The 22,688-nt window shown below is 61.5% G+C and carries 22 protein-coding genes and 1 riboswitch; of the genes, 8 read left to right on the forward strand and 14 right to left on the reverse strand.

The features are described from left to right. Positions 1 to 170: 170 nt before the first annotated feature. On the reverse strand, positions 171 to 575 hold the full coding sequence (locus KVG87_RS04710; protein WP_016772772.1) for an acyl-CoA thioesterase: 405 nt from the start codon (positions 573 to 575) through the stop codon (positions 171 to 173). Between the two features lie 198 nt (positions 576 to 773). Then, positions 774 to 872: riboswitch (S-adenosyl-L-homocysteine riboswitch) on the forward strand. Positions 873 to 895: 23 nt separating this feature from the next. Here KVG87_RS04710 and ahcY point away from each other — a divergent pair. The 5 genes from ahcY to rhlE2 all read left to right on the forward strand — a co-directional run bounded on the left by ahcY (position 896) and on the right by rhlE2 (position 7,450). Next, positions 896 to 2,305 (forward strand): adenosylhomocysteinase, encoded by a 1,410-nt coding sequence (gene ahcY / locus KVG87_RS04715; RefSeq protein ID WP_016772771.1) that lies wholly within the window; start codon positions 896 to 898, stop codon positions 2,303 to 2,305. Between the two features lie 159 nt (positions 2,306 to 2,464). After that, a complete protein-coding gene (gene metF, locus KVG87_RS04720; protein ID WP_056786871.1) occupies positions 2,465 to 3,310 on the forward strand; it encodes a methylenetetrahydrofolate reductase [NAD(P)H] in 846 nt (281 codons plus the stop codon). A gap of 73 nt (positions 3,311 to 3,383) precedes the next feature. Next, positions 3,384 to 4,466 carry a hypothetical protein gene (locus KVG87_RS04725; RefSeq protein ID WP_217849937.1) on the forward strand — a complete coding sequence of 361 codons (1,083 nt, stop codon included), beginning with the start codon at positions 3,384 to 3,386 and terminating at the stop codon, positions 4,464 to 4,466. An 87-nt stretch (positions 4,467 to 4,553) separates the two neighbouring features. Continuing rightward, the gene (locus tag KVG87_RS04730; RefSeq protein ID WP_217849555.1) at positions 4,554 to 5,366 is read left to right on the forward strand and encodes a substrate-binding periplasmic protein; all 813 of its coding nucleotides are present in this window, start codon (positions 4,554 to 4,556) and stop codon (positions 5,364 to 5,366) included. Between the two features lie 221 nt (positions 5,367 to 5,587). Continuing rightward, positions 5,588 to 7,450 carry an RNA helicase RhlE2 gene (rhlE2, locus tag KVG87_RS04735; RefSeq protein WP_016772767.1) on the forward strand — a complete coding sequence of 621 codons (1,863 nt, stop codon included), beginning with the start codon at positions 5,588 to 5,590 and terminating at the stop codon, positions 7,448 to 7,450. Between the two features lie 250 nt (positions 7,451 to 7,700). Here rhlE2 and KVG87_RS04740 read toward each other — a convergent pair whose 3' ends face one another. The 3 genes from KVG87_RS04740 to KVG87_RS04750 all read right to left on the reverse strand — a co-directional run bounded on the left by KVG87_RS04740 (position 7,701) and on the right by KVG87_RS04750 (position 10,971). Next, entirely contained in the window at positions 7,701 to 8,279 is a 579-nt protein-coding gene (locus KVG87_RS04740) for a YceI family protein (RefSeq protein WP_039757580.1), read from the reverse strand. Between the two features lie 31 nt (positions 8,280 to 8,310). Next, the gene (locus tag KVG87_RS04745) at positions 8,311 to 8,862 is read right to left on the reverse strand and encodes a cytochrome b (RefSeq protein WP_217849557.1); all 552 of its coding nucleotides are present in this window, start codon (positions 8,860 to 8,862) and stop codon (positions 8,311 to 8,313) included. 339 nt (positions 8,863 to 9,201) lie between these two features. Continuing rightward, positions 9,202 to 10,971 carry a flavin monoamine oxidase family protein gene (locus KVG87_RS04750; RefSeq protein ID WP_217849559.1) on the reverse strand — a complete coding sequence of 590 codons (1,770 nt, stop codon included), beginning with the start codon at positions 10,969 to 10,971 and terminating at the stop codon, positions 9,202 to 9,204. 222 nt (positions 10,972 to 11,193) lie between these two features. Between KVG87_RS04750 and KVG87_RS04755 the strand changes: the two genes are divergently transcribed. Together KVG87_RS04755 and KVG87_RS04760 are read left to right on the forward strand one after the other, a co-directional pair. Next, positions 11,194 to 12,600, forward strand: a complete 1,407-nt coding sequence (locus KVG87_RS04755) for an adenosylmethionine--8-amino-7-oxononanoate transaminase (RefSeq protein ID WP_122751151.1) — start codon at positions 11,194 to 11,196, stop codon at positions 12,598 to 12,600. Positions 12,601 to 12,752: 152 nt separating this feature from the next. Then, a complete protein-coding gene (locus tag KVG87_RS04760) occupies positions 12,753 to 13,472 on the forward strand; it encodes a 16S rRNA (uracil(1498)-N(3))-methyltransferase (protein ID WP_217849561.1) in 720 nt (239 codons plus the stop codon). A gap of 111 nt (positions 13,473 to 13,583) precedes the next feature. On the opposite strand, the gene trhA is transcribed toward KVG87_RS04760, so the two are convergent. Further along, positions 13,584 to 14,201, reverse strand: coding sequence for a PAQR family membrane homeostasis protein TrhA (gene trhA, locus KVG87_RS04765; protein ID WP_039757573.1), 618 nt, complete (start codon positions 14,199 to 14,201; stop codon positions 13,584 to 13,586). Between the two features lie 140 nt (positions 14,202 to 14,341). Here trhA and KVG87_RS04770 point away from each other — a divergent pair, with 140 nt between their 5' ends. After that, positions 14,342 to 15,256, forward strand: coding sequence for a LysR family transcriptional regulator (locus KVG87_RS04770; protein WP_122506124.1), 915 nt, complete (start codon positions 14,342 to 14,344; stop codon positions 15,254 to 15,256). Between the two features lie 84 nt (positions 15,257 to 15,340). Here the strand turns inward: KVG87_RS04770 and madM are convergent, their stop codons facing one another. From madM to mdcA, 9 genes are all read right to left on the reverse strand, one after another. Continuing rightward, complete coding sequence (gene madM, locus KVG87_RS04775; RefSeq protein ID WP_024014642.1) at positions 15,341 to 16,105, reverse strand: malonate transporter subunit MadM; 765 nt, start codon at positions 16,103 to 16,105, stop codon at positions 15,341 to 15,343. Positions 16,106 to 16,110: 5 nt separating this feature from the next. Then, positions 16,111 to 16,503 (reverse strand): malonate transporter subunit MadL, encoded by a 393-nt coding sequence (gene madL, locus KVG87_RS04780; protein ID WP_016772756.1) that lies wholly within the window; start codon positions 16,501 to 16,503, stop codon positions 16,111 to 16,113. A 67-nt stretch (positions 16,504 to 16,570) separates the two neighbouring features. Beyond that, positions 16,571 to 17,491, reverse strand: coding sequence for a malonate decarboxylase subunit epsilon (gene mdcH / locus KVG87_RS04785; protein WP_217849563.1), 921 nt, complete (start codon positions 17,489 to 17,491; stop codon positions 16,571 to 16,573). Further along, positions 17,488 to 18,108 (reverse strand): malonate decarboxylase holo-ACP synthase, encoded by a 621-nt coding sequence (locus KVG87_RS04790; protein ID WP_217849565.1) that lies wholly within the window; start codon positions 18,106 to 18,108, stop codon positions 17,488 to 17,490. The genes mdcH and KVG87_RS04790 overlap by 4 nt, the downstream gene beginning before the upstream one ends. Beyond that, entirely contained in the window at positions 18,102 to 18,887 is a 786-nt protein-coding gene (gene mdcE, locus KVG87_RS04795) for a biotin-independent malonate decarboxylase subunit gamma (protein ID WP_076564425.1), read from the reverse strand. Before mdcE ends, KVG87_RS04790 begins: the two co-directional genes overlap by 7 nt. Continuing rightward, a complete protein-coding gene (locus KVG87_RS04800) occupies positions 18,884 to 19,735 on the reverse strand; it encodes a biotin-independent malonate decarboxylase subunit beta (protein WP_217849567.1) in 852 nt (283 codons plus the stop codon). The genes mdcE and KVG87_RS04800 overlap by 4 nt, the downstream gene beginning before the upstream one ends. Further along, positions 19,728 to 20,027: a malonate decarboxylase subunit delta gene (locus KVG87_RS04805; RefSeq protein ID WP_039757560.1), complete on the reverse strand. Its 300-nt coding sequence runs from the start codon at positions 20,025 to 20,027 to the stop codon at positions 19,728 to 19,730. The genes KVG87_RS04800 and KVG87_RS04805 overlap by 8 nt, the downstream gene beginning before the upstream one ends. After that, on the reverse strand, positions 20,027 to 20,884 hold the full coding sequence (locus KVG87_RS04810; protein WP_217849569.1) for a triphosphoribosyl-dephospho-CoA synthase: 858 nt from the start codon (positions 20,882 to 20,884) through the stop codon (positions 20,027 to 20,029). The genes KVG87_RS04805 and KVG87_RS04810 overlap by 1 nt, the downstream gene beginning before the upstream one ends. Continuing rightward, positions 20,884 to 22,554 carry a malonate decarboxylase subunit alpha gene (mdcA, locus tag KVG87_RS04815; protein ID WP_217849572.1) on the reverse strand — a complete coding sequence of 557 codons (1,671 nt, stop codon included), beginning with the start codon at positions 22,552 to 22,554 and terminating at the stop codon, positions 20,884 to 20,886. Before mdcA ends, KVG87_RS04810 begins: the two co-directional genes overlap by 1 nt. Between the last annotated feature and the right edge of the window lie 134 nt (positions 22,555 to 22,688).

The raw sequence follows: 22,688 nt of genomic DNA on the forward strand, positions 1-22,688 counted from the left end.
TGGCAACCGGTGGGGGGGGATGTAGCTACGACCGTTGCGCTTCATGGCTGTTCAGTGGCCAGGCGAATCTCCGCTGAATTGGCAACCGCTTTCGCGAGCAGGCTCGCTCCCACAAGGATCACGCTGTACCTGTGGGAGCGAGCCTGCTCGCGAAGAATGCGCCGCCGATCTTATTGAACGGCTTCGTCATCCTTGAACTGGTCTTTCACATATTTGATCTCGGTCCGCCCGTGCGGCGCCGGCAGGCCGTCTTCGCCGAGATTGACGAACACCATTTTCTCGACGGTGAGGATGCTCTTGCGGGTGATCTTGTTGCGCACTTCGCAGGTCAGGGTGATCGAGGTGCGGCCGAATTCGGTGGCGGTGATGCCCAGTTCGATGATGTCGCCCTGGCGCGAGGCGCTGACGAAGTTGATTTCCGAGATGTACTTGGTCACCACGCGCTGGTTGCCCAGTTGCACGATGGCGTAGATCGCCGCTTCTTCGTCGATCCAGCGCAGCAGGCTGCCGCCGAACAGGGTGCCGTTGGGGTTGAGGTCTTCGGGTTTAACCCATTTGCGGGTGTGGAAATTCATGTTCACTCCTGAGCGCTTGCCGAAAGATGCGCCCATCTTGGCAGACTGATCAGTCAGGCTCCAGGCAGCTGCGACTATGGTCGCCATTGGCGATCTTCATCTGGCCGACAGAAACCCTTTGGAAGATCAGCCCGGGCGGCTATAATCGCCCCCGTTTCAAAAAACGGTAACGTTCATTGGCTACCGTTTTCCCGCCACCTGTCCGAGGGGCGCTGCAGCAGGTTCGACCTGTCAGGCTCGGATGGGGCGTTGACCGGCTCACGCCGGACACTAAACGCACAACGGCGCCCATTCGCATACATTACGAATGGAGGCTCTTCATGAGCGCTGTCAACACGCCTGCCGATTTTACCGATTACAAAGTTGCCGACATGTCCCTGGCTGCCTGGGGCCGTCGCGAAACCATCATCGCCGAATCGGAAATGCCTGCCCTGATGGGTCTGCGCCGCAAATACGCTGCCGAACAGCCGCTCAAGGGCGCGAAAATCCTCGGCTGCATCCACATGACCATTCAGACTGCCGTGCTGATCGAAACCCTGGTTGCCCTGGGTGCCGAAGTGCGCTGGTCGTCCTGCAACATTTTCTCCACTCAGGATCAGGCCGCTGCCGCTATCGCTGCCGCCGGTATCCCGGTGTTCGCCTGGAAAGGCGAGACTGAAGAAGAGTACGAGTGGTGCCTGGAGCAGACCATCCTCAAGGATGGCCAGCCTTGGGACGCCAACATGATCCTCGACGACGGCGGCGACCTGACCGAGCTGCTGCACAAGAAATACCCGCAAGTGCTCGATCGCGTTCACGGCGTAACCGAAGAAACCACCACTGGCGTACACCGTCTGCTGGACATGCTGGCCAAGGGCGAGCTGAAGATCCCTGCGATCAACGTCAACGACTCGGTGACCAAGTCCAAGAACGACAACAAGTACGGCTGCCGTCACAGCCTGAACGATGCGATCAAGCGCGGCACCGACCACCTGCTGTCCGGCAAGCAAGCGCTGGTCATCGGTTACGGTGACGTGGGCAAGGGCTCGGCCCAGTCCCTGCGTCAGGAAGGCATGATCGTTAAAGTCTCCGAAGTTGACCCGATCTGCGCCATGCAAGCCTGCATGGACGGTTTCGAACTGGTGTCGCCATTCATCGACGGTATCAACGACGGTTCCGAAGCGAGCATCGACAAAGCGCTGCTGGGCAAGATCGACCTGATCGTGACCACCACCGGTAACGTCAATGTTTGCGACGCGAACATGCTCAAAGCCCTGAAGAAGCGCGCCGTGGTCTGCAACATCGGTCACTTCGACAACGAAATCGACACCGCTTTCATGCGCAAGAACTGGGCATGGGAAGAAGTGAAGCCACAGGTGCACAAGGTTCACCGCACCGGCGCTGGCAGCTTCGATCCACAGAACGACGATTACCTGATCCTGCTGGCCGAAGGCCGTCTGGTGAACCTGGGCAACGCCACCGGTCACCCGAGCCGCATCATGGACGGTTCGTTCGCCAACCAGGTACTGGCACAGATCTTCCTGTTCGGCCAGAAGTACGCCGACCTGTCGCCAGCGCAGAAAGCCGAGCGTCTGACCGTTGAAGTACTGCCGAAGAAACTCGACGAAGAAGTGGCCCTGGAAATGGTTCGCGGCTTCGGCGGCGTGGTCACCCAACTGACCAAGCAACAGGCTGACTACATCGGCGTCACCGTCGAAGGCCCGTTCAAGCCGCACGCCTACCGCTACTAACAGGCGCTGAAAGCTCGCTCTCCCTGTGGGAGCGAGCTTGCTCGCGAAGGCGATTGATCATTCAACATCACGGTTGTCTGACCCAGCGCTTTCGCGAGCAGGCTCGCTCCCACACGGGATTGCAGCGCCTCGAAGGTACTTGTTTACAAGGGTATGACCATGTCCCAAGACCGTCGCTACAGCTTCGAGTTTTTCCCGACCAAGACCGATGCCGGGCAAGAAAAGCTGCTCGCCACTGCCCGTCAGTTGGCCACCTACAACCCTGATTTCTTTTCCTGCACCTACGGCGCTGGCGGTTCGACCCGTGATCGCACGCTCAACACCGTGTTGCAGCTGGAAAGCGAAGTCAAAGTACCCGCCGCACCGCACCTGTCGTGCGTCGGTGACAGCAAGGACGACCTGCGCGGCCTGCTGAACGAATACAAGGCTGCCGGCATCAAGCGCATCGTTGCCCTGCGTGGCGACCTGCCGTCCGGCATGGGCATGACCAGCGGTGAGCTGCGTCACGCCAATGAGCTGGTGGAATTCATTCGTGAAGAAACCGCCGATCATTTCCATATCGAAGTCGCCGCTTATCCGGAGATGCATCCGCAAGCGCGCAACTACGAAGACGATCTCGCCAACTTCGTGCGCAAGGCAAAGGCCGGTGCCGACAGCGCGATCACCCAGTACTTCTTCAACGCCGACAGCTACTTCTACTTCGTCGACCGTTTGCAGGCGCTGGGCGTGGATCTGCCGATCGTGCCGGGGATCATGCCGATCACCAACTACAGCAAACTCGCGCGCTTCTCCGATGCCTGCGGTGCGGAAATCCCGCGCTGGATCCGCAAGCAACTGGAAGCCTACGGCGACGACACGCGAAGCATTCAAAGCTTTGGCGAACAGGTCGTCAGCGAAATGTGCGAACGCCTGCTGCAGGGCGGCGCACCGGGGCTGCACTTCTACTCGATGAACCAGGCCGAACCTAGCCTGGCGATATGGAACAACCTGAAGCTGCCGCGCTGAAGGTTTTCCATGCGATAAAAAAGGCCCTCACCGGGCCTTTTCACTGAAAAGCACAAATGGAATATTGTTGTCGATGATCTGCGCGCAAACAAAAACACGCCCTCAACTGGTCTATCTGGTTTTCGGTGCCGAGACCTACCATCAGGAAGCTGTTTTCAGCATCGCCAGTGCTCTGGCGTGGTTGCGCGAGACACCGGATGCCGCGATCGATATCCAGGTCTTCAGCGACAATCCGCAACCCTATGCACATCTCCCCGTGCGCATTCGCCCGCTGGACGCCGAAACGCGCCAGAAATGGAGCGAGCCCCACGGTTATCATTTCCGCATCAAACATGTCGCGTTGCGCTCGGTACTTGAAGAGCATGAAACGGCGCTGTTGATCGACACCGATACGTTTTTCCACTGCTCGCCGCTCAAACTGTTCGAGCGGGTGCAGCCCGGCACCCTGCTGTGCAACGACTACTACGCCCGCTATGGCGACAACAAGATGAGCCTGCTCTATCGCACGCTGTCGGCAACACTGCTGGACAAAGGCCTGACTGACGATCACATGCGCCTGCTCAACTCCGGCGTCATCGGCTTGCACCGGCAGGACGCACACGTGCTCGACCGCTCCATCGCTTTGATTGATGAGCTGTTCCCGTCGGCACAGGGCGCCTACACCCTCGAAGAGTTCTGCCTGTCAGTGGCCGCCTACCGCACGCTGGACGTCAACAAGTGCCCGGATCTGATTCACCATTACTGGAGCCGCAAGCACCTGTTCAGGGCCAAGGTTCAGGCCTGGGTCGCCAAACATGGCGACAACCCGACCGGCGAGGCTGCACTGGACGACACCCGACGTGTATCACCGCAACTGCCGCGACCACCGCGACTGCAGCGGATGTTCTACAAGCTCGTCACGCTGCTGCTGCCGGCACATCTGCGTCAGTTCATTCGCGAAATCCTTTACGGCTGCTATGAACATCCCAACGAGTTCGATCAGGCGTGTGCAGCGGTCTGGTGGGACAAGGCGCTGGAAAACCAGCAGCAACGCATCGGCAAGCCGGTTTGCAGGCACTTGCTCAGGGACTGGTTCAGTCGCGGCCTGGTCAAGCGGATCCTTGGTTCGCGTCACGCGAAGGTCCACCAACACCTGCTGAAAACCGCAAGCAAATAAGGCCATCGCGACCATTGCGCCTGGGGTCTGCGCGAAACATGCATGCCAGAGCTTCTCATCAGACGTTTCGCGTACTAACCTCAGGCCATGCCCCTTATTGCCCAACTGCTGAGCGTTATTCTTCTGACTTGCCTGAGCGTCGCCGCTCGGGGGGAGAAGTTGCGTATTGTCACCGAGCCGTGGGCGCCGTACGTCTACGAACAGGGCGGGCAGAACCTCGGGCTGGACTACGAAACCACCGCCATCGTGTTCCAGCGTCTGGGCATTGAAGTGGAGTGGCAGTTCCTGCCGTGGAAGCGCTGCCTGTCGATGCTCGAAACCGGCCAGGCCGACGGTGCGCTGGACATCTTTCACAGCGCCGAACGCGACGCCACTCTGCTCTATCCCAGCGAACCGCTGTCCGACGTCGAATTCGTGATGTTCTACGCCAACGAGCGGCCGCATCCATTCAACACCCTCGAACAACTCAAAGGCCTGACCATCGGCACCTCGCCGGGTTATCTGTACAGCCCTGATTTCAGCCAGTCGCAGCTGTTTACCCGAGAGCCGGCACCGACCCATGAAGCCAATTTCGGCAAACTGGTGCGCGGGCGGATCGACCTGCTGATAACCGATCGCCGCGTCGGTCAGCATTTGCTCGATGAGCTGAATATTCGCGATCTGATCACGGAAAACCCAACAGTTATCAGCCGCCAGAGCCAGTTTCTTGCGGTTCGGCGCAATGCCGGTATGGACTTGCTGGTGCAGCGTTTCGGCGCCGAGCTCAAGCGTTTCAAGCGCGAACCGGCCTACGCCGAGCTCAGCGCGCGCTACGGTGCCGCGCCTGTCGATAGCGCACCACTGCGCTCGGCTACGGCCAGCGGCGAAACCGTTGAGCAGCAGGAAAGCAGCGCGCAGTGATTGCTCTGTTATACTCCGGCGTTCCCGCCAGGCTCACGCCCGGACGCCCGGAACCGTAACAGGCCTCTCGACCCGCTACAGCGCAGCTTCCAGCCCGCGCGAGCGCTCCTGACGTGCCTTCGGAACCGCCGCTGGACCGGACGGGATTGCGTCCTCTTAAACGTGATTCGCGCCAGGCAAGACTCCCATTGGGCCAAGCCCTAACTAAAACAGGATTACTCATGTCCTTTGCTTCCCTCGGTCTCTCCGAGGCTTTAGTCCGTGCCATCGAAGATGCGGGCTATACCGAGCCTACTCCGGTGCAACAGCGGGCCATTCCCGCCGTGTTGCAAGGTCGCGACCTGATGGTGGCGGCTCAGACAGGTACCGGTAAAACCGGCGGCTTCGCCCTCCCGATTCTGGAGCGGTTGTTCCCCAACGGTCACCCGGACAAATCCCAGCGTCACGGCCCGCGCCAACCGCGCGTGCTGGTCCTGACCCCGACCCGCGAACTCGCGGCCCAGGTGCACGAGAGCTTCAAGATCTACGCCCGTGACCTGAAATTCGTCAGCGCCTGCATCTTCGGCGGCGTCGGCATGAACCCGCAGGTCCAGGCCATGTCCCGTGGCGTCGACGTTCTCGTCGCCTGCCCGGGTCGCTTGCTCGACCTCGCCGGCCAGGGCAGCGTCGATCTGTCCCACGTGGAAATTCTCGTTCTCGACGAAGCCGACCGCATGCTCGACATGGGTTTTGTGCACGACGTGAAGAAAGTCCTCGCGCGTCTGCCGGCCAAGCGTCAGAACCTGCTGTTCTCGGCGACCTTCTCCAAAGACATCACCGACCTCGCCGGCAAGCTGCTGCACAACCCGGAACGCATCGAAGTGACGCCGCCGAACACCACGGTCGAGCGCATCGAACAACGCGTGTTCCGCCTGCCGGCCAGCCACAAACGTGCGCTGCTGGCGCACCTGATCACCGCCGGCGCGTGGGAACAGGTGCTGGTTTTTACCCGCACCAAGCACGGCGCCAACCGTCTCGCTGAATACCTGGACAAACACGGCCTGCCGGCTGTGGCGATCCACGGTAACAAGAGCCAGAACGCGCGCACCAAAGCCCTGGCCGACTTCAAGGCCGGCGAAGTACGCATTCTGGTTGCCACCGACATCGCTGCCCGTGGCCTGGACATCGATCAGTTGCCGCATGTGGTCAACTTCGAGCTGCCGAACGTCGATGAAGACTATGTGCACCGTATCGGCCGTACCGGCCGCGCCGGTCGTTCGGGCGAGGCGATCTCGCTGGTCGCGCCGGACGAAGAAAAACTGCTTAAAAGCATCGAGCGCATGACCAAGCAGAAGATTGCCGACGGCGATCTGATGGGCTTCGACTCCAGCACCATCGAAGCCGAGAAGCCGGAAGCCCGCGAGCGTCCGGACATCCGCAACCCGCGCAATTCCCGTGGCCCGCGTGGCGACGGTCCGAATGGCGGCGGCGGTGGCGGCGGTCGCAAGGACAAAGGCAAAGACAAGGGCAAGGAAAAACCGGCCGGTGAACGTGGCGAGCGCCCTGCCCGTCAGCAGAAACCGCGCGAAGGCACCCCGAGCCGCGAACAGCGCCCGAGCCAGCCACCGCGTGCAGCGGCTGACCGTGCTCCGGACGAATTCCTTGACGACGATATCGATAACTTCGGTAACCGCGTCGACTACGTGCCGAAAGCCGCTCCTGCCGGTGGCCGTGGCCGTCGTCCGGGCGCACCGGCGCAAGGCGCGGGCGCACCACGCGGTGGCCAGCCTCAGGGTCGTCAGAACGGTCCGCGCAACAGCAACGGCTCGAGCACCGGCACGCCACCAGCCAAACGCAGCGGCCCGCGCAACGGCGCTCCGCGTGATGGTCAGGGTCGTCGCGACGAATCCGCGCCGCGCAACCGCCGCCCGGCCCGTGACGATCAACCTCGCAGCGAACCGGCCGTGCAGAACCCGCGCAGCAACGGTCCGAAGATCATGCACAAGGAATCGAAAGCCGACCGCTTCCCGACGCCTGAGCAGCTCGATCAACTGCCAAGCCGCCCGCGTGGCGAGAAACCAGCCTTGCTGACCCGCAATCGCTGAGTTTCAACCCGCCATGAAAAATGCCCCGACTCGAAAGAGCCGGGGCATTTTTTTACCTCGATTATCTCTGCCACACCGCAATACCCCTGTGGGAGCGAGCCTGCTCGCGAAGGCGTCGGATCAGTTGCATCTATGCCGATTGACACACCGCTTTCGCGAGCAGGCTCGCTCCCACACGGAATAGCGTGTTACAGCAATAAAAAACGCCCCCGGCCTTGCGACCGGGGGCGTTTTCATGTGGCGGCGAAATTTATTTCGCTTTCACACCTTCGAACGAAACATACAGCTCGACCGCATCGGACTTCGGACCGAGGTCTTTCTGCTTGCCGAAATCGGAACGCTTGATGGTGGTGGTGCCTTCGAAGCCGGCACGGTAGCCGCCCCATGGATCCTTGCCTTCGCCCAGGAAGGTGGCCTTGACGACAACCGGCTTGGTTACGCCCAGCAGGGTCAGGTCGCCGGTCACGTCAGCGGTGTTGGCACCGGTGGACTTGACGCTGGTGGATACGAAAGTAGCCTTGCCGAACTTGCTGGCGTTGAGGAAATCAGCGCTGGCGATGTGCTTGTCGCGCTCGGCGTGGTTGGTGAACACGCTGGCAGTGTTGACGTTGAACTCGATCTTGCTGTCTTCAGGCTTGGCAGCGTCGAAGCTGAACTTGCCGTCGATGTCCTTGAAGGTACCGGTGATGTAGCTGTAGCCCAGGTGGCTGATCTTGAAGTCGACGAAGGCGTGCTGGCCTTCCTTGTCTACCACATAGTCAGCAGCCATTACGTTGGCGGACAGCACGGCAGAACCGATTGCCAGAGCGGCCAGAGTCTTTTTCAACATGCTTTCTTTTCCTTTGAGTCGAGGTTGAATTTCAGGCTTTGCGACCGAGCATTCGAGTGAGGGTCGCATCACGATCGATAAAGTGGTGCTTCAATGCTGCCAACGCATGGAGACCGGAAAAAATTACCAGTGCCCACGCCAGCCACAGATGAATCACCCCAGCGGTATCTGCCTGATCCGGTAGTCCGGAGAGCAGAGCAGGGACTTCAAACAGGCCAAACACCGGGATCCCGACACCGTCTGCGGTGGAAATCAGGTAACCGGCAATCATCACAGCGAACAGCGCCAGATACAGAAACCCGTGGCCGAATTTAGCGCCGATACGGGTCATGCGGCTGTAGCTTTGCAGCGTTGGCGGCGGTGGGCTGATGAAGCGCCACAGCACCCGCAACACCATCACACCGAGCAGCACCAGACCGATGCTCTTGTGCAGATCCGGCGCGTCTTTGCGCCAAGTGCTGTAGTAATCCAGCCCAACCATCCACAGACCCAGCGCAAACAGCCCGAAGACCGCCAGCGCCACGCCCCAGTGCATGAAGATGCTGATCCAACCATAGCGCGAAGAAGAGTTACGTAGCTGCATTGCCCAAATCCTGTGAGAACTGCGAACCAAGACTAGCGAGTTATCTATCGAATAAAAGCCGAAAATTTTGCTTTGAAATATCGAGAAATACGATCAAGAGTCTGGAAGTGACGAGTTAAGAAAAGATTAAAGGCGAAAGAGTGGCGGATTGTTGTCGCCAGGCAATGGAATTTGGGTGTCTGAGTTGGCCCCTTCGCGAGCAGGCTCGCTCCCACAGGTAATCGCATTCCTACTGACAGTACTCGGTCAAAGGTGGGAATGAGCCTGCTCGCGATAGCGATTTTGCAGGCAAAAAAAAGCGCGGCATATACGCCGCGCTTCTTCGTTCACCGCAAAGCCTTACTGCGCCTTGGTCTCGGTCGTTGCAGCAGGCTTTGCCGCTGGCTTCTTCGCCGGTTCAGCCTTTTTCGCCGCCGGTTTGGCCGCCGGCTTTTTCGTGTCGGTTTTTGCCGCCGGTTTCTTCGCCGCTGGCTTGGCCGCCGCTTTTTTCGCCGGCTCGGCTTTCACCGGGGCCGCTGGTTTCGGTGCTTCCACCGGCGCTGGCGCAGGTGCCGGGGTCGGTGCAGGCGCTGGAGCGGCCGGAGCAGGTGCTGGCTCTGGCGCTTTCGCAGGCTCTGGCTTCTTCTCGTCATCCGAACCGCCGAACAGGTTGCTGAAGAAGTTGCCCTTCTTCGCCGCTACCGCACCCGCCGCGCCTGCTGCAGCTGCAGCCGGAACCACTTTGGCCGGTTCGAACGACTTGCCTGCCGCCAGATCTTCAACCTGGCTAGCCGCGCGCTGGCCGGTGCGCAGTGCGCCTTCCAAGGTGCCCGGGTACAAGGTGTCGGTGTGTTCGCCGGCGAACGCTACGCGTTGCAGCGGACGTTCCCACAGGCGCCAGAACTTGCTGATCTGCCCCGGGCCGTAAGCCAGGTAGGCGCCGCCCATCGACGGGTCGGTGCTGTAGCGACGGATTTCATACCCGGTGAACGAGCCACGGGCCTGTGGATAAAACGCGTGCAGGCGGATCAGCACCTGATCGACCATCTGCTTGTCGCCGAACGCCTGCATCACACGGGCGTTATCGCCGGACAGGTTGATCACCACATTGGCGCCGCCCTTCAGCGCCGGCTCGATCCAGAGCATGCCTAAACCTGCGTTGCTGTAGATCTCGCCGGACATGCGCGATTTGCTTTCCCACACGGGCGTCTTGAACTTCAGCATGATCTGGTCGCGCCAACCGTAGTTGGTGCCTTTGATCGCGGCGAGGTGCTGGGCATCCAGCGCAGGGGTCAGGGCGATCTTGTTCAGCGCGCGCAGCGGTACCGCCAGCACAACGTAGTCGGCCTGATAGCCGACGCTGCCGACTTTGACGGTCACACCGTCCTTGTCCTGGATGATGGCCGAGACCGGCGAGCTGGTCTTGATGGTCTTGATCTGTTTGACGAAGGCCTGGGCCAGAACCTGGCTGCCGCCGACCAGACGCGAGGCGCGCAGGTCGCGGTCGGAAACGCCGCGATAAACGCGGTTCTGCTGAGCGAAATACAGCAGCGACAGACGCGAAGGCTCGTCGTAGTGGGTGCGAATGTCCTGGTTGATCAGCTGACGTGCAGTGGCCGGCAGGTTCTGCTTGTCGAGCCAGCTCGATACGGTGATCTGGTCCAGTGCATGCAGGGTGGCGGTCGCTGCCGGGTTCTGCGGGTCGTCGATCGAGCGCGCCAGATCGTCGAGGGTTTTCTGGTAGCGCTTGAGCGCTTCGGCGGTGGCTGGCTGCTTGGTGGCCAGATCAGCGGCGGAGAAATAATCGCCGTCGATCAGATAGCCCGGGGTACGGACGAATTCCGGCGCCGGCGTGGTGCCGAGCTTGAAGGTCGAGACGTACTTGTTCAGCACCGGCTGAGTCTTGTCGTTGCCGATCCACTCGCTGGTGGCCATGCCCGAGCGGCCGCCCAGGCTCGGTTTGGCTTCCAGCAGGGTGACCTGCCAGCCTTTGTTCTGCAGTTCGTAAGCAGCGGTCAGACCCGACAGGCCGCCGCCGATCACGATTGCGGTTTTATCCTTGGCCAGCGCCGTAACGCTGAACAGCCCCAACATCACCAGCGCACAGGCGCGCAGCCAACCGACAGACATTCAGCGAACTCCGGAAAAACATGTGGGAAAAGCAGTTTTGCGAGTCAGACGACTCAAAGAACCGCGAAGAATACGTTAGCCATCAAAACGCCGCCAGCGACGTCTATCGGCTCAGACAAAGTAGCTCAATCGACACAATGGGTTGTTCCCGCGCGATGCATTGCATAGGCTTGCGCGATTGTTCGCCCGCGCCAGACGCGAGCCGCCTCGAGGAGACTGTAAATGGGCCTGAATAACCAGTGGATGCAACGCGATCTTGCGGTGCTGTGGCATCCCTGCACCCAGATGAAAGACCACGAACAGCTGCCGCTGATCCCGATCAAGCGCGGCGAAGGCGTCTGGCTCGAAGACTTCGAAGGCAAGCGCTACCTCGACGCAGTCAGTTCCTGGTGGGTCAACGTGTTCGGCCACGCCAACCCGCGCATCAACCAGCGCATCAAGGATCAGGTCGATCAACTCGAACACGTGATCCTTGCCGGTTTCAGCCATCAGCCAGTGATCGAGCTGTCCGAGCGCCTGGTGAAGATGACGCCGCAAGGCTTGAACCGGGTGTTCTACGCCGATAACGGCTCGTCGTGCATCGAAGTCGCGCTGAAGATGAGTTTTCACTACTGGCTCAATCGCGGCCAGCCAAACAAAAAGCGCTTCGTCACCCTGACCAACAGCTACCACGGCGAAACCATGGCGGCGATGGCGGTCGGCGATGTGCCGCTGTTCACCGAGACCTACAAAGCCCTGTTGATGGACACCATCAAAGTGCCGAGCCCGGATTGCTATCTGCGCCCGCAAGGCATGAGCTGGGAAGAACACTCGCGCAACATGTTCGCCGCCATGGAACAGACGCTGGCGGAAAATCATGACAGCGTCGCGGCAGTGATCGTCGAGCCGCTGATTCAGGGCGCCGGCGGCATGCGCATGTATCACCCGGTGTACCTCAAGCTGTTGCGCGAGGCCTGCGACCGTTACGGCGTGCACCTGATCCACGACGAAATCGCCGTTGGTTTCGGTCGTACCGGAACGATGTTCGCCTGCGAACAGGCCGGCATCCGCCCGGACTTCCTCTGCCTGTCGAAAGCCCTCACCGGCGGCTACCTGCCGCTGGCGGCGTGCCTGACCACCGACGAGGTCTACAGCGCCTTCTACGACGACTACCCGACCCTGCGCGCCTTCCTCCACTCGCACAGCTACACCGGCAACCCGCTGGCCTGCGCTGCGGCACTGGCGACTCTGGATATCTTTGAGCAGGACAACGTCATCGAGAACAACCAGGCGCTCGCTCAGCGCATGGCCTCGGCGACGGCGCATCTGGTCGATCACCCTAACGTGTCGGAAGTGCGCCAGACCGGCATGGTCCTGGCGATCGAAATGGTCAAGGATAAAGCCACGAAAGAGGCCTACCCTTGGCAGGAGCGTCGTGGCTTGAAAGTTTTCCAGCATGCGCTGGAACGTGGTGCGTTGTTGCGCCCGCTGGGCAGCGTGGTGTATTTCCTGCCGCCGTATGTGATCACCCCGGAGCAGATCGACTTCCTGGCCGAAGTGGCCAGTGAAGGTATTGATATTGCGACGCGTGACAGCGTCAGTGTTGCGGTGCCGAAAGACTTCCATCCGGGATTCCGCGACCCGGGCTGATTCGCCTTGCTTGAGATTTGCGGTGGCTGGACTGCCGCTTTCGCGAGCAGGCTCGCTCCCACAGGGGAATGCATTTCAAGTGTGGGAGCGAGCCTGCTCGCGAATGAAGTCGACACCGATCCAACTGATTCATATCTTTCCAGAGACCCGAAATGAGACTGTCCCGCTTCTTTATCGACGCCCCGCTGAGCACTGGCGAACACGAACTGCCGGAAGCCCAGGCGCATTACATCAGCCGCGTGTTGCGCATGGCCGAAGGCGATGCGGTGCAGTTGTTCGACGGTTCCGGCCATGAATTTCGCGGGTCCTTGGTGGACGTCGGCAAGAAACGCGTGGTCGTACAAATCGACGAGCAATTCGCCGGGCAAATCGAATCGCCGCTGCAGATCCACCTCGGCCAGGGCCTGTCCCGAGGCGAGCGCATGGACTGGGCGATTCAGAAAGCCACTGAATTGGGCGTCACGCAAATCACCCCGATCTTCAGCGAACGCTGCGAAGTGCGCCTCAAGGACGAACGCGCCGACAAGCGCTTGCTGCACTGGCGCCAAGTGGCGATCAGTGCCTGCGAACAGTGCGGGCGTTCACGGGTGCCGGTGATTCATCCACCAGTGTTGCTGGCGGACTGGCTCAAGCAGACCGAAGCCGAATTGAAACTGGTGCTGCACCCGGTCGCAGAACCGCTGGTGAGTCATGCCAGACCGGCGACGCTGGCGTTCCTGATCGGACCGGAAGGTGGCCTGACGGACGGCGAAGTCGAGCAGGCCAAAGGCAATGGCTTCCACGCCGCCCGCCTCGGCCCGCGCGTGTTGCGCACCGAGACTGCGCCGGTGGTGGCGCTGGCGGTAGCCCAGCAACTTTGGGGTGATTTCTAGGACGCCATCGCTGGCAAGCCAGCTCCCACAGGTGCTTTGTTGGCCACAACATTTGTGAACACCACTGAACCCTGTGGGAGCTGGCTTGCCAGCGATTAGCCGCACCTCGGTCTACAACACGTAAAACAGAATCGCCACAAAATGCAGCAAGCTCCCGGCAATCACGAACAGATGCCAGATGCCATGGGCATGCCGCAGGCGGTGATCCAGCGCAAAAAAAATAATCCCCACCGTATACAACACCCCGCCCGACGCCAGCCAGGCAAACCCGGCCGTGCCCAGTGCGGCAATCAGCGGTTTGACTGCGACCAGCACGATCCAGCCCATCACCGCGTAAATCACGATCGACAGAATCCGTGCCTCTGAGCGTGGTTTGATCTCTTGCAGAATGCCGATCAGCGCCAGCCCCCAGACAATCCCGAACAGCGTCCAGCCCCACGGCCCGCGTAACGTCACCAGGCAGAACGGCGTGTAGCTGCCGGCGATCAGCAGGTAGATCGAGAAATGATCGACCTTCTTCATGATCGCTTTCTTGCGCCCGCGCACGCTGTGGTACACGGTCGAGGCGCTGTAGAGCACCAGCAAGGTGAAGGCGTAGATCGCCACGCTGACGATCTTCCAAGGGCTGCCGTCAAGGCTGGCAATCACCAGCATCCATACGCCGCCGATAAACGCGGCGATGGCTCCGACCAGATGGGTCCAGGCGTTGAGTTTTTCCCCGTGATACATGTATTGCTCACCTCACATTCGTTACCGCAGCGCGCAAGGCTCGGGCCTTGAGCGTAAAAGCGCAATGTTTCTGTTCAACCTCGCCTGCGCGGCACGCGGGAATTGGGCACAATCGGCGCATTCCAAAAAGAGTCCGCGCCATGCTGATCGACGAAGAATTGACCCTGAAAAAACTCGAGGTGTTCCTCGCCTTCATGCGCACCGGCAACCTCGCCCGCGCCGCCGCTGAACTGCAGACCAGCAACGTCAGCGTGCACCGCGCCATTCACTCTTTGGAAAACGCCCTGCGCTGCCCGCTGTTCAAACACGAAGGCCGAAATCTGACGCCGCTGGAAAGCGCTTATGTGCTGGAAGAACGTGCGCAGAAGCTGATCAACGACGTCGTCGACAGCGTGCGCCTGACCCGCGAAGCCGCCGGATTTTCCGCCGAGCGCTTCAAGCTCGGCTCGCTGTATTCGCTGACGGTGAAAACCGTGCCGCAGCTGATCATGGGCCTGAAAATCCGCCGCAGCGAACTCAACATCGACCTGATCCTCGGCTCGAACATCGACCTGCTCTACAAGCTGAAAAACATGGAAGTCGACGCGATTCTGGTGTCACTGGACGACAGCATCAACGACCCCGATTGCGAACAGATTGCGCTGTTCTCCGACGACATCTTCCTCGCCACCCCGGCCGATTCAAAATTCGCTCAGCGCAGTGAAGTCGATCTGGCGGAAGTGCGTGATGAAACCTTCATCACCCTGACCCAGGGCTTCGCCACGCATCAGGACGGTGTGCGGGTGTTCAAGCAAGCGGGGTTCGAGCCGAAGGTGGCGATGCAGGTCAATGACATCTTCACCCTGCTGAGCATGGTCAGCTCGGGGGTGGGTTATGCGTTGCTGCCGGGGCGGATTGCGGCGGTGTACGAGAACCGGGTGAAGCTCATCCCGTTGCAGGAGAAGTACCGCTTGCAGCAGCACATTGGCGTGGTGTTTCTGAAGGCCAAGGAGCGTGATCCGAATCTGCTGGCGTTGCTGGCGGAGTGTCGGATGTATGCCAATCGCCAGGCTTGATACCGAGTCGCCCCCTTCGCGAGCAGGCTCGCTCCCACAGGAAAATGCATTCCAACTGTGGGAGCGAGCCTGCTCGCGAAAGCGTCAGCCCATCAACCCGCGCATCGCCAGAAACAACAGCGAAGGCCCGAGCAGACACCCGAGCGCGGTGTAGAACGCCGCCGTCAGGCAACCGTACGGCACCAGCTTCGGATCGGTGGCCGCCAAGCCTCCGGCAACGCCGCTGGAGGTGCCCATCAAGCCACCGAAAATCACCGCGCTGCGCGGATTGTTCAGGCCGATCATCGGCGCCACGAACGGCGTCATCACCATCACCAGAATCGCCTTGATCAGCCCCGCCGCAATCGACAGCGCCATCACTTCGGAACTGGCGCCGATCGCCGCGCCGGTCACTGGGCCGACGATGTAAGTCACGGCACCGGCGCCAATGGTGGTCAGGCTCACCGCATCGGTGTAGCCGAACGCCATCGCCACGCCGACCCCGGCGACGAACGAGGTGCCAACGCCGACAAACAGCGCCAGCACACCGACGAGTCCGGCGCGTTTGAGTTCATCGACACTGACGCCAAACGCCGTCGCCACAATCGCGAAATCCCGCAGCATCGCACCGCCGAGCAGGCCGATGCCGGACAGCAGGGGAATATCCACCACGCCTTTTTGCCCACCGGTGAGTGCGCCGCCGATATACGACAGCACCAGCCCGAGCAGAATGGCGATCGCCGAACCGTGCAGACGGCCCTTGGTGAAGGTGTTGGACATCCAGTAGGACACCCACATGGTCAGGCCGACAATCAAAAAGCCGCTGATCAGACCGTAGCCGGTGATCACTTTCATCATTGATTCGTACATGGCGATTACCCCGCAGTCTTGGCAGGAGCAATCGGCGTCTCTTGCTTGTTGCCCATGCGCGTCAGCACCGGCACCAGAGCAAAGGCGATCACTACGGCGAGGGTGCCGGCGAGAATCGCCATCGGCCCGCCCTTCAGCGCACCGTAGACATTCTGCTGCGCGGCCATGGCGACCACGATGGGGATGTAGATCGCGCTCCAGAACTCCACGCCCTGCTCGGTCTTGCCCTTGAGCCAGCCGCTCTTGTAGAGATAGCTGCCCAGGCCGATCAACAGCAGCATCGCAATGCCGACACCGCCGACGTTGGCCGGCACGCCGATCAGCTTGCCGAGCAGTTCACCGACCCAGATACCGACCAGCGTGCAAAAGGCGAGAAACGCCACACCGTAAATAATCATTGTTGTAGTCCTCAAAGTGCATCGTCGAATGTTGTTTTTGTTGTTCGAAGCTTGAGTCGCGGCGGTTTTAGAGTTGGCGGCCACCCTCCTCGCGCAACAGCGCTTGCAGGGTATCGAGGCGGGCACTGTCGAAGGCAGTGACGGTGCCCTGCTCGAACACCCGGCGCGCCAGCCCGGTCAGCACCGCACCGGGCGGCAGTTCGATCTGTAGACGTACGCCGCGCTCGTAGGCGCTTTGCACGGTGCCGCGCCAGTCCACCACGCGGCACATGTTGAAAGCGAGGTCATCGCGCAGCGCTTCGACTTTGGCAACAGGCCTTGCGCGACTGCCGCTCAGATAAGCGATTTTCGGGCTCCTCAGTTCAACCTTGGCGAAGGCCTCGGCAAGCGTCTGCGCCGGTTTTTCCAGCAACGGGCAATGCGACGGCACGCTCACCGCCAGCCGCTTCGCCACTCCGGCGCCGCGACTGCGCGCCAGTTCGGCCACCGCTTGCATGGCCTTGTCGCTGCCGGCGACGACCACTTGGTTATCCGCGTTGATATTGGCCAGATACACCGGCGCATCTTCGCTGTGCACTTGCGCCAGCAGGGTTTCGACGGTGGACAACTGCAAGCCGATGATCGCGGTCATGCCATAGCCCTGTGGATAAGCCTGTTGCATCAGCTCACCGCGCAGGCTGACCAGATGCAGCGCATCGCTGAAACTCAAGACTCCCGCCACCACTGCTGCCGGGTAGGCGCCGATGGACAGGCCGGCGACGTAATCCGCAGTCAGTCCATCCTGCAATAACTGCCGCGAAGCAGCGACACCGGCGATCAGTAGGCACAGTTGCACCGCTCTGGTCGTGCGCAATGCCTCGGCTGAATCCAGCAGCGCAACATCTTCGCCCAGCACATCACTGGCCTCGACCAGCGTTTCCCTTGGCAAACGCTGGAGCATGCCCGCTTGCTGCGCGCCCTGGCCGGGAAACACCAGCAGACTGCTCACGCTGCCTGCTCCTGCGGGTTCCACGGATCCGTCACCAGACAAGCCTGATAAGCATTTTTCAGCAGCACCCGGGACGAACCGCTGGTCCATTCCCGCAAGGCCACAGCACCGAACGGCGTTTGCAATTGCATGTCGACCCGGCACACAGCCTGATCGAAAAGCTCCACGAGTTTGCATGCCTGATTGCGAGTGATCATCTGCGGCGCACGCAGAATCAGATCGAGATCACTGGCCGCATGCATCGCTGCAAAACCACTGGCCAATTCAAACCCGACACTGCCGCAGACACCCCAGACCCAACCGCAGTCATCGAGTATCGGCCGCAGTTGTTTGAGCGCCTGCATCACCGGCAGATCTCGCTCGCACTCAACCTGACAAAGGGCTTCGGGACTGACCCGACAGGCAATCGAATCCAGCGCCATAAATGCCGCCAGCCGTTGTTCACGCAACACACCGCGCACGCCGACCGCGACAAAACCGTCAGCACTCAACGCCCGGCGCACCACCACCGGTTGCCCGGCCGCCAGCGCCGCGACCGCCCACTGCGGCGCATCCGCCGGCAACTGCGCCGGGGTCATGCCCCAGAGCAGATCGTGGGCCAGGGGCAGGTTCACCACTGCGCCCTCAGCAATTCGCGGACTTTGCTGGAGGCGGCACGATTGCTCGCACCAAGGCGCCCTTTCAAATCAGTGCTGGTCACATCGCTGATCGCTTGCTTCAGGCACTCAGTCACGCGCGTCAGATCTTCCTCTGTCGGCTGTTCAATCTGCTGCACCGAGAGGGTTTCCCAGAGCAGACCGAGGCTGGCGTAGCTGTCGATGTCATAGGCCATCGGTGGCACGCTGGAGGCCAGCGCTTCCAGTTCCTCGACACTGCGCAAGGTGACCCGCGCCGCCGAGGCTTTGCCCATCGCGTGGACCATCACGCCGGGATCACGCAGCGCGATCAGGCGATTGGCCTGATAACCGTGGGCGAGAAATGCACCCGACATGGCCTTGCCCACCAGCAGCGCAATCACCGGATGCCCGGCCAGACGCGCACGGGCATAACTGTCCGCCGCGCCGGCCAGCGCCTGATGAATGCCGAGGGCTTCTTCGCGGCGGCCATACGCCTGGCTCGGCACATCGACGATGGCAATGATCGGGCGCTTCTTCGCGTTGTCGCGGTCGGCGCTGATCGCGTCATCCACAGCCTTGGCCAGCCCCCAGCCTTCGAGCAGACCGACCTCGCCATTGCGGGCGCGGGGGAAACGATTGTCCGGGTCGGCGACCACGGCGATAAAGCGGCCGAGCTCAGCGTCGGCGACTTTCAACGACGGCGGCAACCCTTCGACGACACTGGCGCCAGCGCTGAGCGCATTGAACCAGTGCAAACCGCGCAATGAATAACCGCTCATGAGCGCTCTCCTTGATACAGATCGCGAACCACCGACGGTTCGATTTGCTGGTCAGTGTTCAGCTTGCGGAGGCGTTGCAGGAACCACTCGGCGCGTTGACTGCGCGGCTGTGCCGGCAGGCCTTGCTGGAGCAATTCGCCAACCTGCTGACGAATCTGCGCCACGTCATCGCCGACATAACGGTCCACCAGTCCGGTGTTGAAACGCTGTTCGCCGCCGGTCAGGCTCCAGATGAAGGGCCGGTCGCGGGAGTCGTATTCCTCGATCCCGGCTTCCTGCTCGATCACCTGCGGGCCGTTCAGGCCGAGACGTGCTTCCTGGGTCACCAGCAAATAACTGCACAGCGCAGCAGCAATCGACATGCCGCCGAAACACCCAACGCTGCCGGCGACCACGCCGACCACCGGTTGGTATTGCTGCAAATCGACAATCGCCGCATGGATATCGGCAATCGCCGCCAGCCCCAGATTGGCCTCCTGCAAGCGCACGCCACCGGTTTCCAGCAGCAACACCGCGCGGGTGGGGATACCGTTGCGGTTGTCTTCGGCAGCCAATTCCAGCGCGCCGGCAATCTTCGCCCCGCCGACTTCGCCAAGGCTGCCGCCCTGAAACGCACCTTCAATCGCCGCGATGACCACCGGCAAACCGTCGAGGCTGCCCTTGGCGATGATCACGCCGTCGTCGGCTTGCGGCACCACACCTTGGCGCTCAAGCCATGGCGACATGACCCGTTGAAACGGATCGAGCAGTTCGCGAAAGGTCCCGGCGTCGAGCAAGGCTTGCGCCCGCTGCCGTGCGCCAAGTTCGACGAAGCTGTGTTTGTTGAGCAACGCTGCGCTGTCAGTCATGGCCGATCTCCTCGAAACCCTGTTCCAGACGCAAGCGCACCACCCCCGGCGTCGCGCCGAAATCATGGATGTCGATGGCCATCGCCGGTGGCGTGGTGCCGTCGAACATCCGCGCAAACAGGTGTTGCCAGCGCTGCTGCGCGCCGTTGACCGAGGTCTGCACGTTGATCGTCAGTTTGCCGGCCAGACCCGGTTCGATCAGCACTTCCAGATCACCCGAGCCGACACAACCGACCAGCGCACGCCCGCGTGGCGGCTGCCCGGCGGGGAATTCAAACGATAGGTTTTCCATCAAAACGCTCCATGAGAGATGCCGTCGTGCTCGATACGATCAAGCAGCAGCGTGGCGGCGAGCAGGTCGGCGGCGCCACCGGGCGAGGCATTCAATGCGATGAGTTGTTGATCCAGTTCGTGCAGGCGCCGACGACCGCTGAGGCTGGCGCTGCCGCCGGCATCAAGCACCGCTTGCGCGCCGGCCTGCATGGCGTGCAGGCCCGGTTCCCCGGCGCGGTAAAGCACGCAGGTGTCAGCCAGCTCGGTCATGATCGCCAGCAACGCATCGAGCCGGGCGTTCTGTTCGCCGTGGCCATTGGCGCGGCTTTTGTGCAGTTGCGGCAGGCCGCGTTGCAGCACGGACGGGAAGCCCAGTTGCGCTTCCTCGCGAGCACCGCGTGCGCCGTAACGCTGGGCGACTTGTGCGCCGTGGCTGAGCGGTGTCGGTGCGTAGCGGTCGTCGAGCAGTGCCAGGCGTGCGGCGCACAGGGCGATGGATTTCGGTTGCAGCGCGGCGGCCGTCGCCAACAGTCCCAACGCCCAGATCGCGCCGCGATGGGTGTTGACGCCATTGGTGGTCACGAGCATCGCTTGTTCGCCCTCGCGGCCAATGCGGCCGATCGCTTCACGCAACGGCACACCGACTTCACCGATCTCCAGTGCGGCCTCGGCCATTTCCTTGAATGCCGGCCACAATGCCAGCGCCGACGCGTGCATCAGGCCCAGGTGCAGATCGGTGTGCGCGCCATTGCCGCGACGGTCGACCAGCGCCGGTTTCGGCGACAGATCCGCTTCGTCGATCAGCGCGTCCACCGCCAGATCGGCCAAGCGGTCAGCCAGGGACAGCGGTTTCGCTTGCAGGTTGAATGCGTGCATTACCAGCTCCTGAATTTGGCGGGCGGGTTGTACAGGCCGCCGGACCACTCGACCAGATCGGCGACGCTTTTCGCCGCGAGCAATTCGCGCGTGGCGTCAGTGCGGCGGATGCCGAGGTCTTCGGGCAAGGCGATCAGGCCTTCGCGGCGCATGCGTTCGGTGTCTTTCGGGTTGTGCCGCAGGCCGATGGCAGTAACCCCGGCGACCGCTGCGATCATCGCCTGGCGTTCTTCCAGCGAGCGCGCCTTGTACAGGTAGGCGATGCCTTCTTCGGTGAGCAGGTGGGTGACGTCGTCGCCGTAGATCATGATCGGCGCCAGCGGCATGCCGCTTTTCTTCGCCACTTCCACCGCGTCGAGGGTTTCAACGAAGGTCGGTTTGCCGCCCTCCTGGAAGGTCTCGACCATTTGCACCACGAGTTTCTTGCCACGTTCGAGCATCGGTTGCGGCCCATCGGCGTGGCGCATGTCCAGCCACGCCGGGGTGCCGTGACGGCGGCCGCGCGGGTCGTGACCCATGTTCGGCGCACCACCGAAACCGGCGAGACGGCCTCGGGTGACGGTCGAGGAATGGCCGTCGCCGTCGACTTGCAGCGTCGCGCCGATGAACAGGTCCACCGCGTATTGCCCGGCGAGTTGGCAGACCATGCGGTTGGAGCGCAGCGAGCCGTCGCGGCCGGTGAAGAACACATCCGGCCGAGCGGCGATGTAGTTTTCCATGCCCAGTTCGGTACCGAAGCAATGCACGCTCTCGACCCAGCCGCTTTCGATCGCCGGGATCAGCGTCGGGTGCGGATTGAGCGTCCAGTTGCGGCAGATCTTGCCCTTCAGCCCGAGGGATTCGCCGTAGGTCGGCAGGATCAGTTCGATGGCGGCGGTGTTGAAACCGATGCCATGGTTGAGCGACTGCACGTTGTGTTTTTCGTAGATCCCGCGAATCGCCATCATCGCCATCAGCACGTGCACAGGCTTGATGTGCCGTGGGTCGCGGGTGAACAGCGGTTCGATGTAGAACGGCTTGTCGGCAACCACAACGAAATCGACCCATGAAGCGGGAATGTCTACGCGGGGCAGTTCGCTGACGTCATCGACCAATTGGTTGACCTGAACGATGACGATGCCATCGCTGAACGCCGCCGGTTCGATCAGTGCGGGGGTGTCTTCGGTGCTCGGGCCGGTGTAGATGTTGCCGGCGCGGTCGGCCATGAAGCCGGCCGAGAGCACGACGTTGGGGATCAGGTCCACAACTAGGCGGGCGTAGAGTTCGATGTACGTGTGAATGGCGCCGACTTCGAGCAAGCCATCTTCGAGCAACTGGCTGATGCGCAGGCTCTGGGTGCCGGCGAAGGAGAAATCGAGCTTGCGGGCGATGCCGCGTTCGAACAGATCAAGGTGCTCGGAGCGGCCGACGCTGGGCATGATCATGTGCAGATCGTGGAGCTTGGCCGGGTCGGCTTTGGCCAGTGAACGCGAAAGGAAATCCGCCTGCTTCTGGTTGTTGCCCTCCAGTACCACACGGTCGCCGGGATGGATCAGCGCTTCGAGCGCGGCGACGATCTTGTCGCTGGGCAACACCACGCCATCGGCGAGCCCGCGCACCTTGTCGAGCCGGCGCTGCTTCTCGTCACGCCGCCGCGTCCAGCGCGAGTCGGGGGAAATTGTTGTTGTCATGCTCACTCCACGGGTTCGCTGTCGTGGAGCCAAGTTAGGCGTGTGTGGTGAGGGCATCAATCAAGCTGGGTGGTGAATCATTACGCTGAGAGTAATGGTCACGATCGCTTTCGCGAGCAGGCTCGCTCCCACAG

Source organism: Pseudomonas siliginis, from assembly GCF_019145195.1.
In the GTDB taxonomy this organism is placed as follows: Bacteria; Pseudomonadota; Gammaproteobacteria; order Pseudomonadales; family Pseudomonadaceae; genus Aquipseudomonas; species Aquipseudomonas siliginis.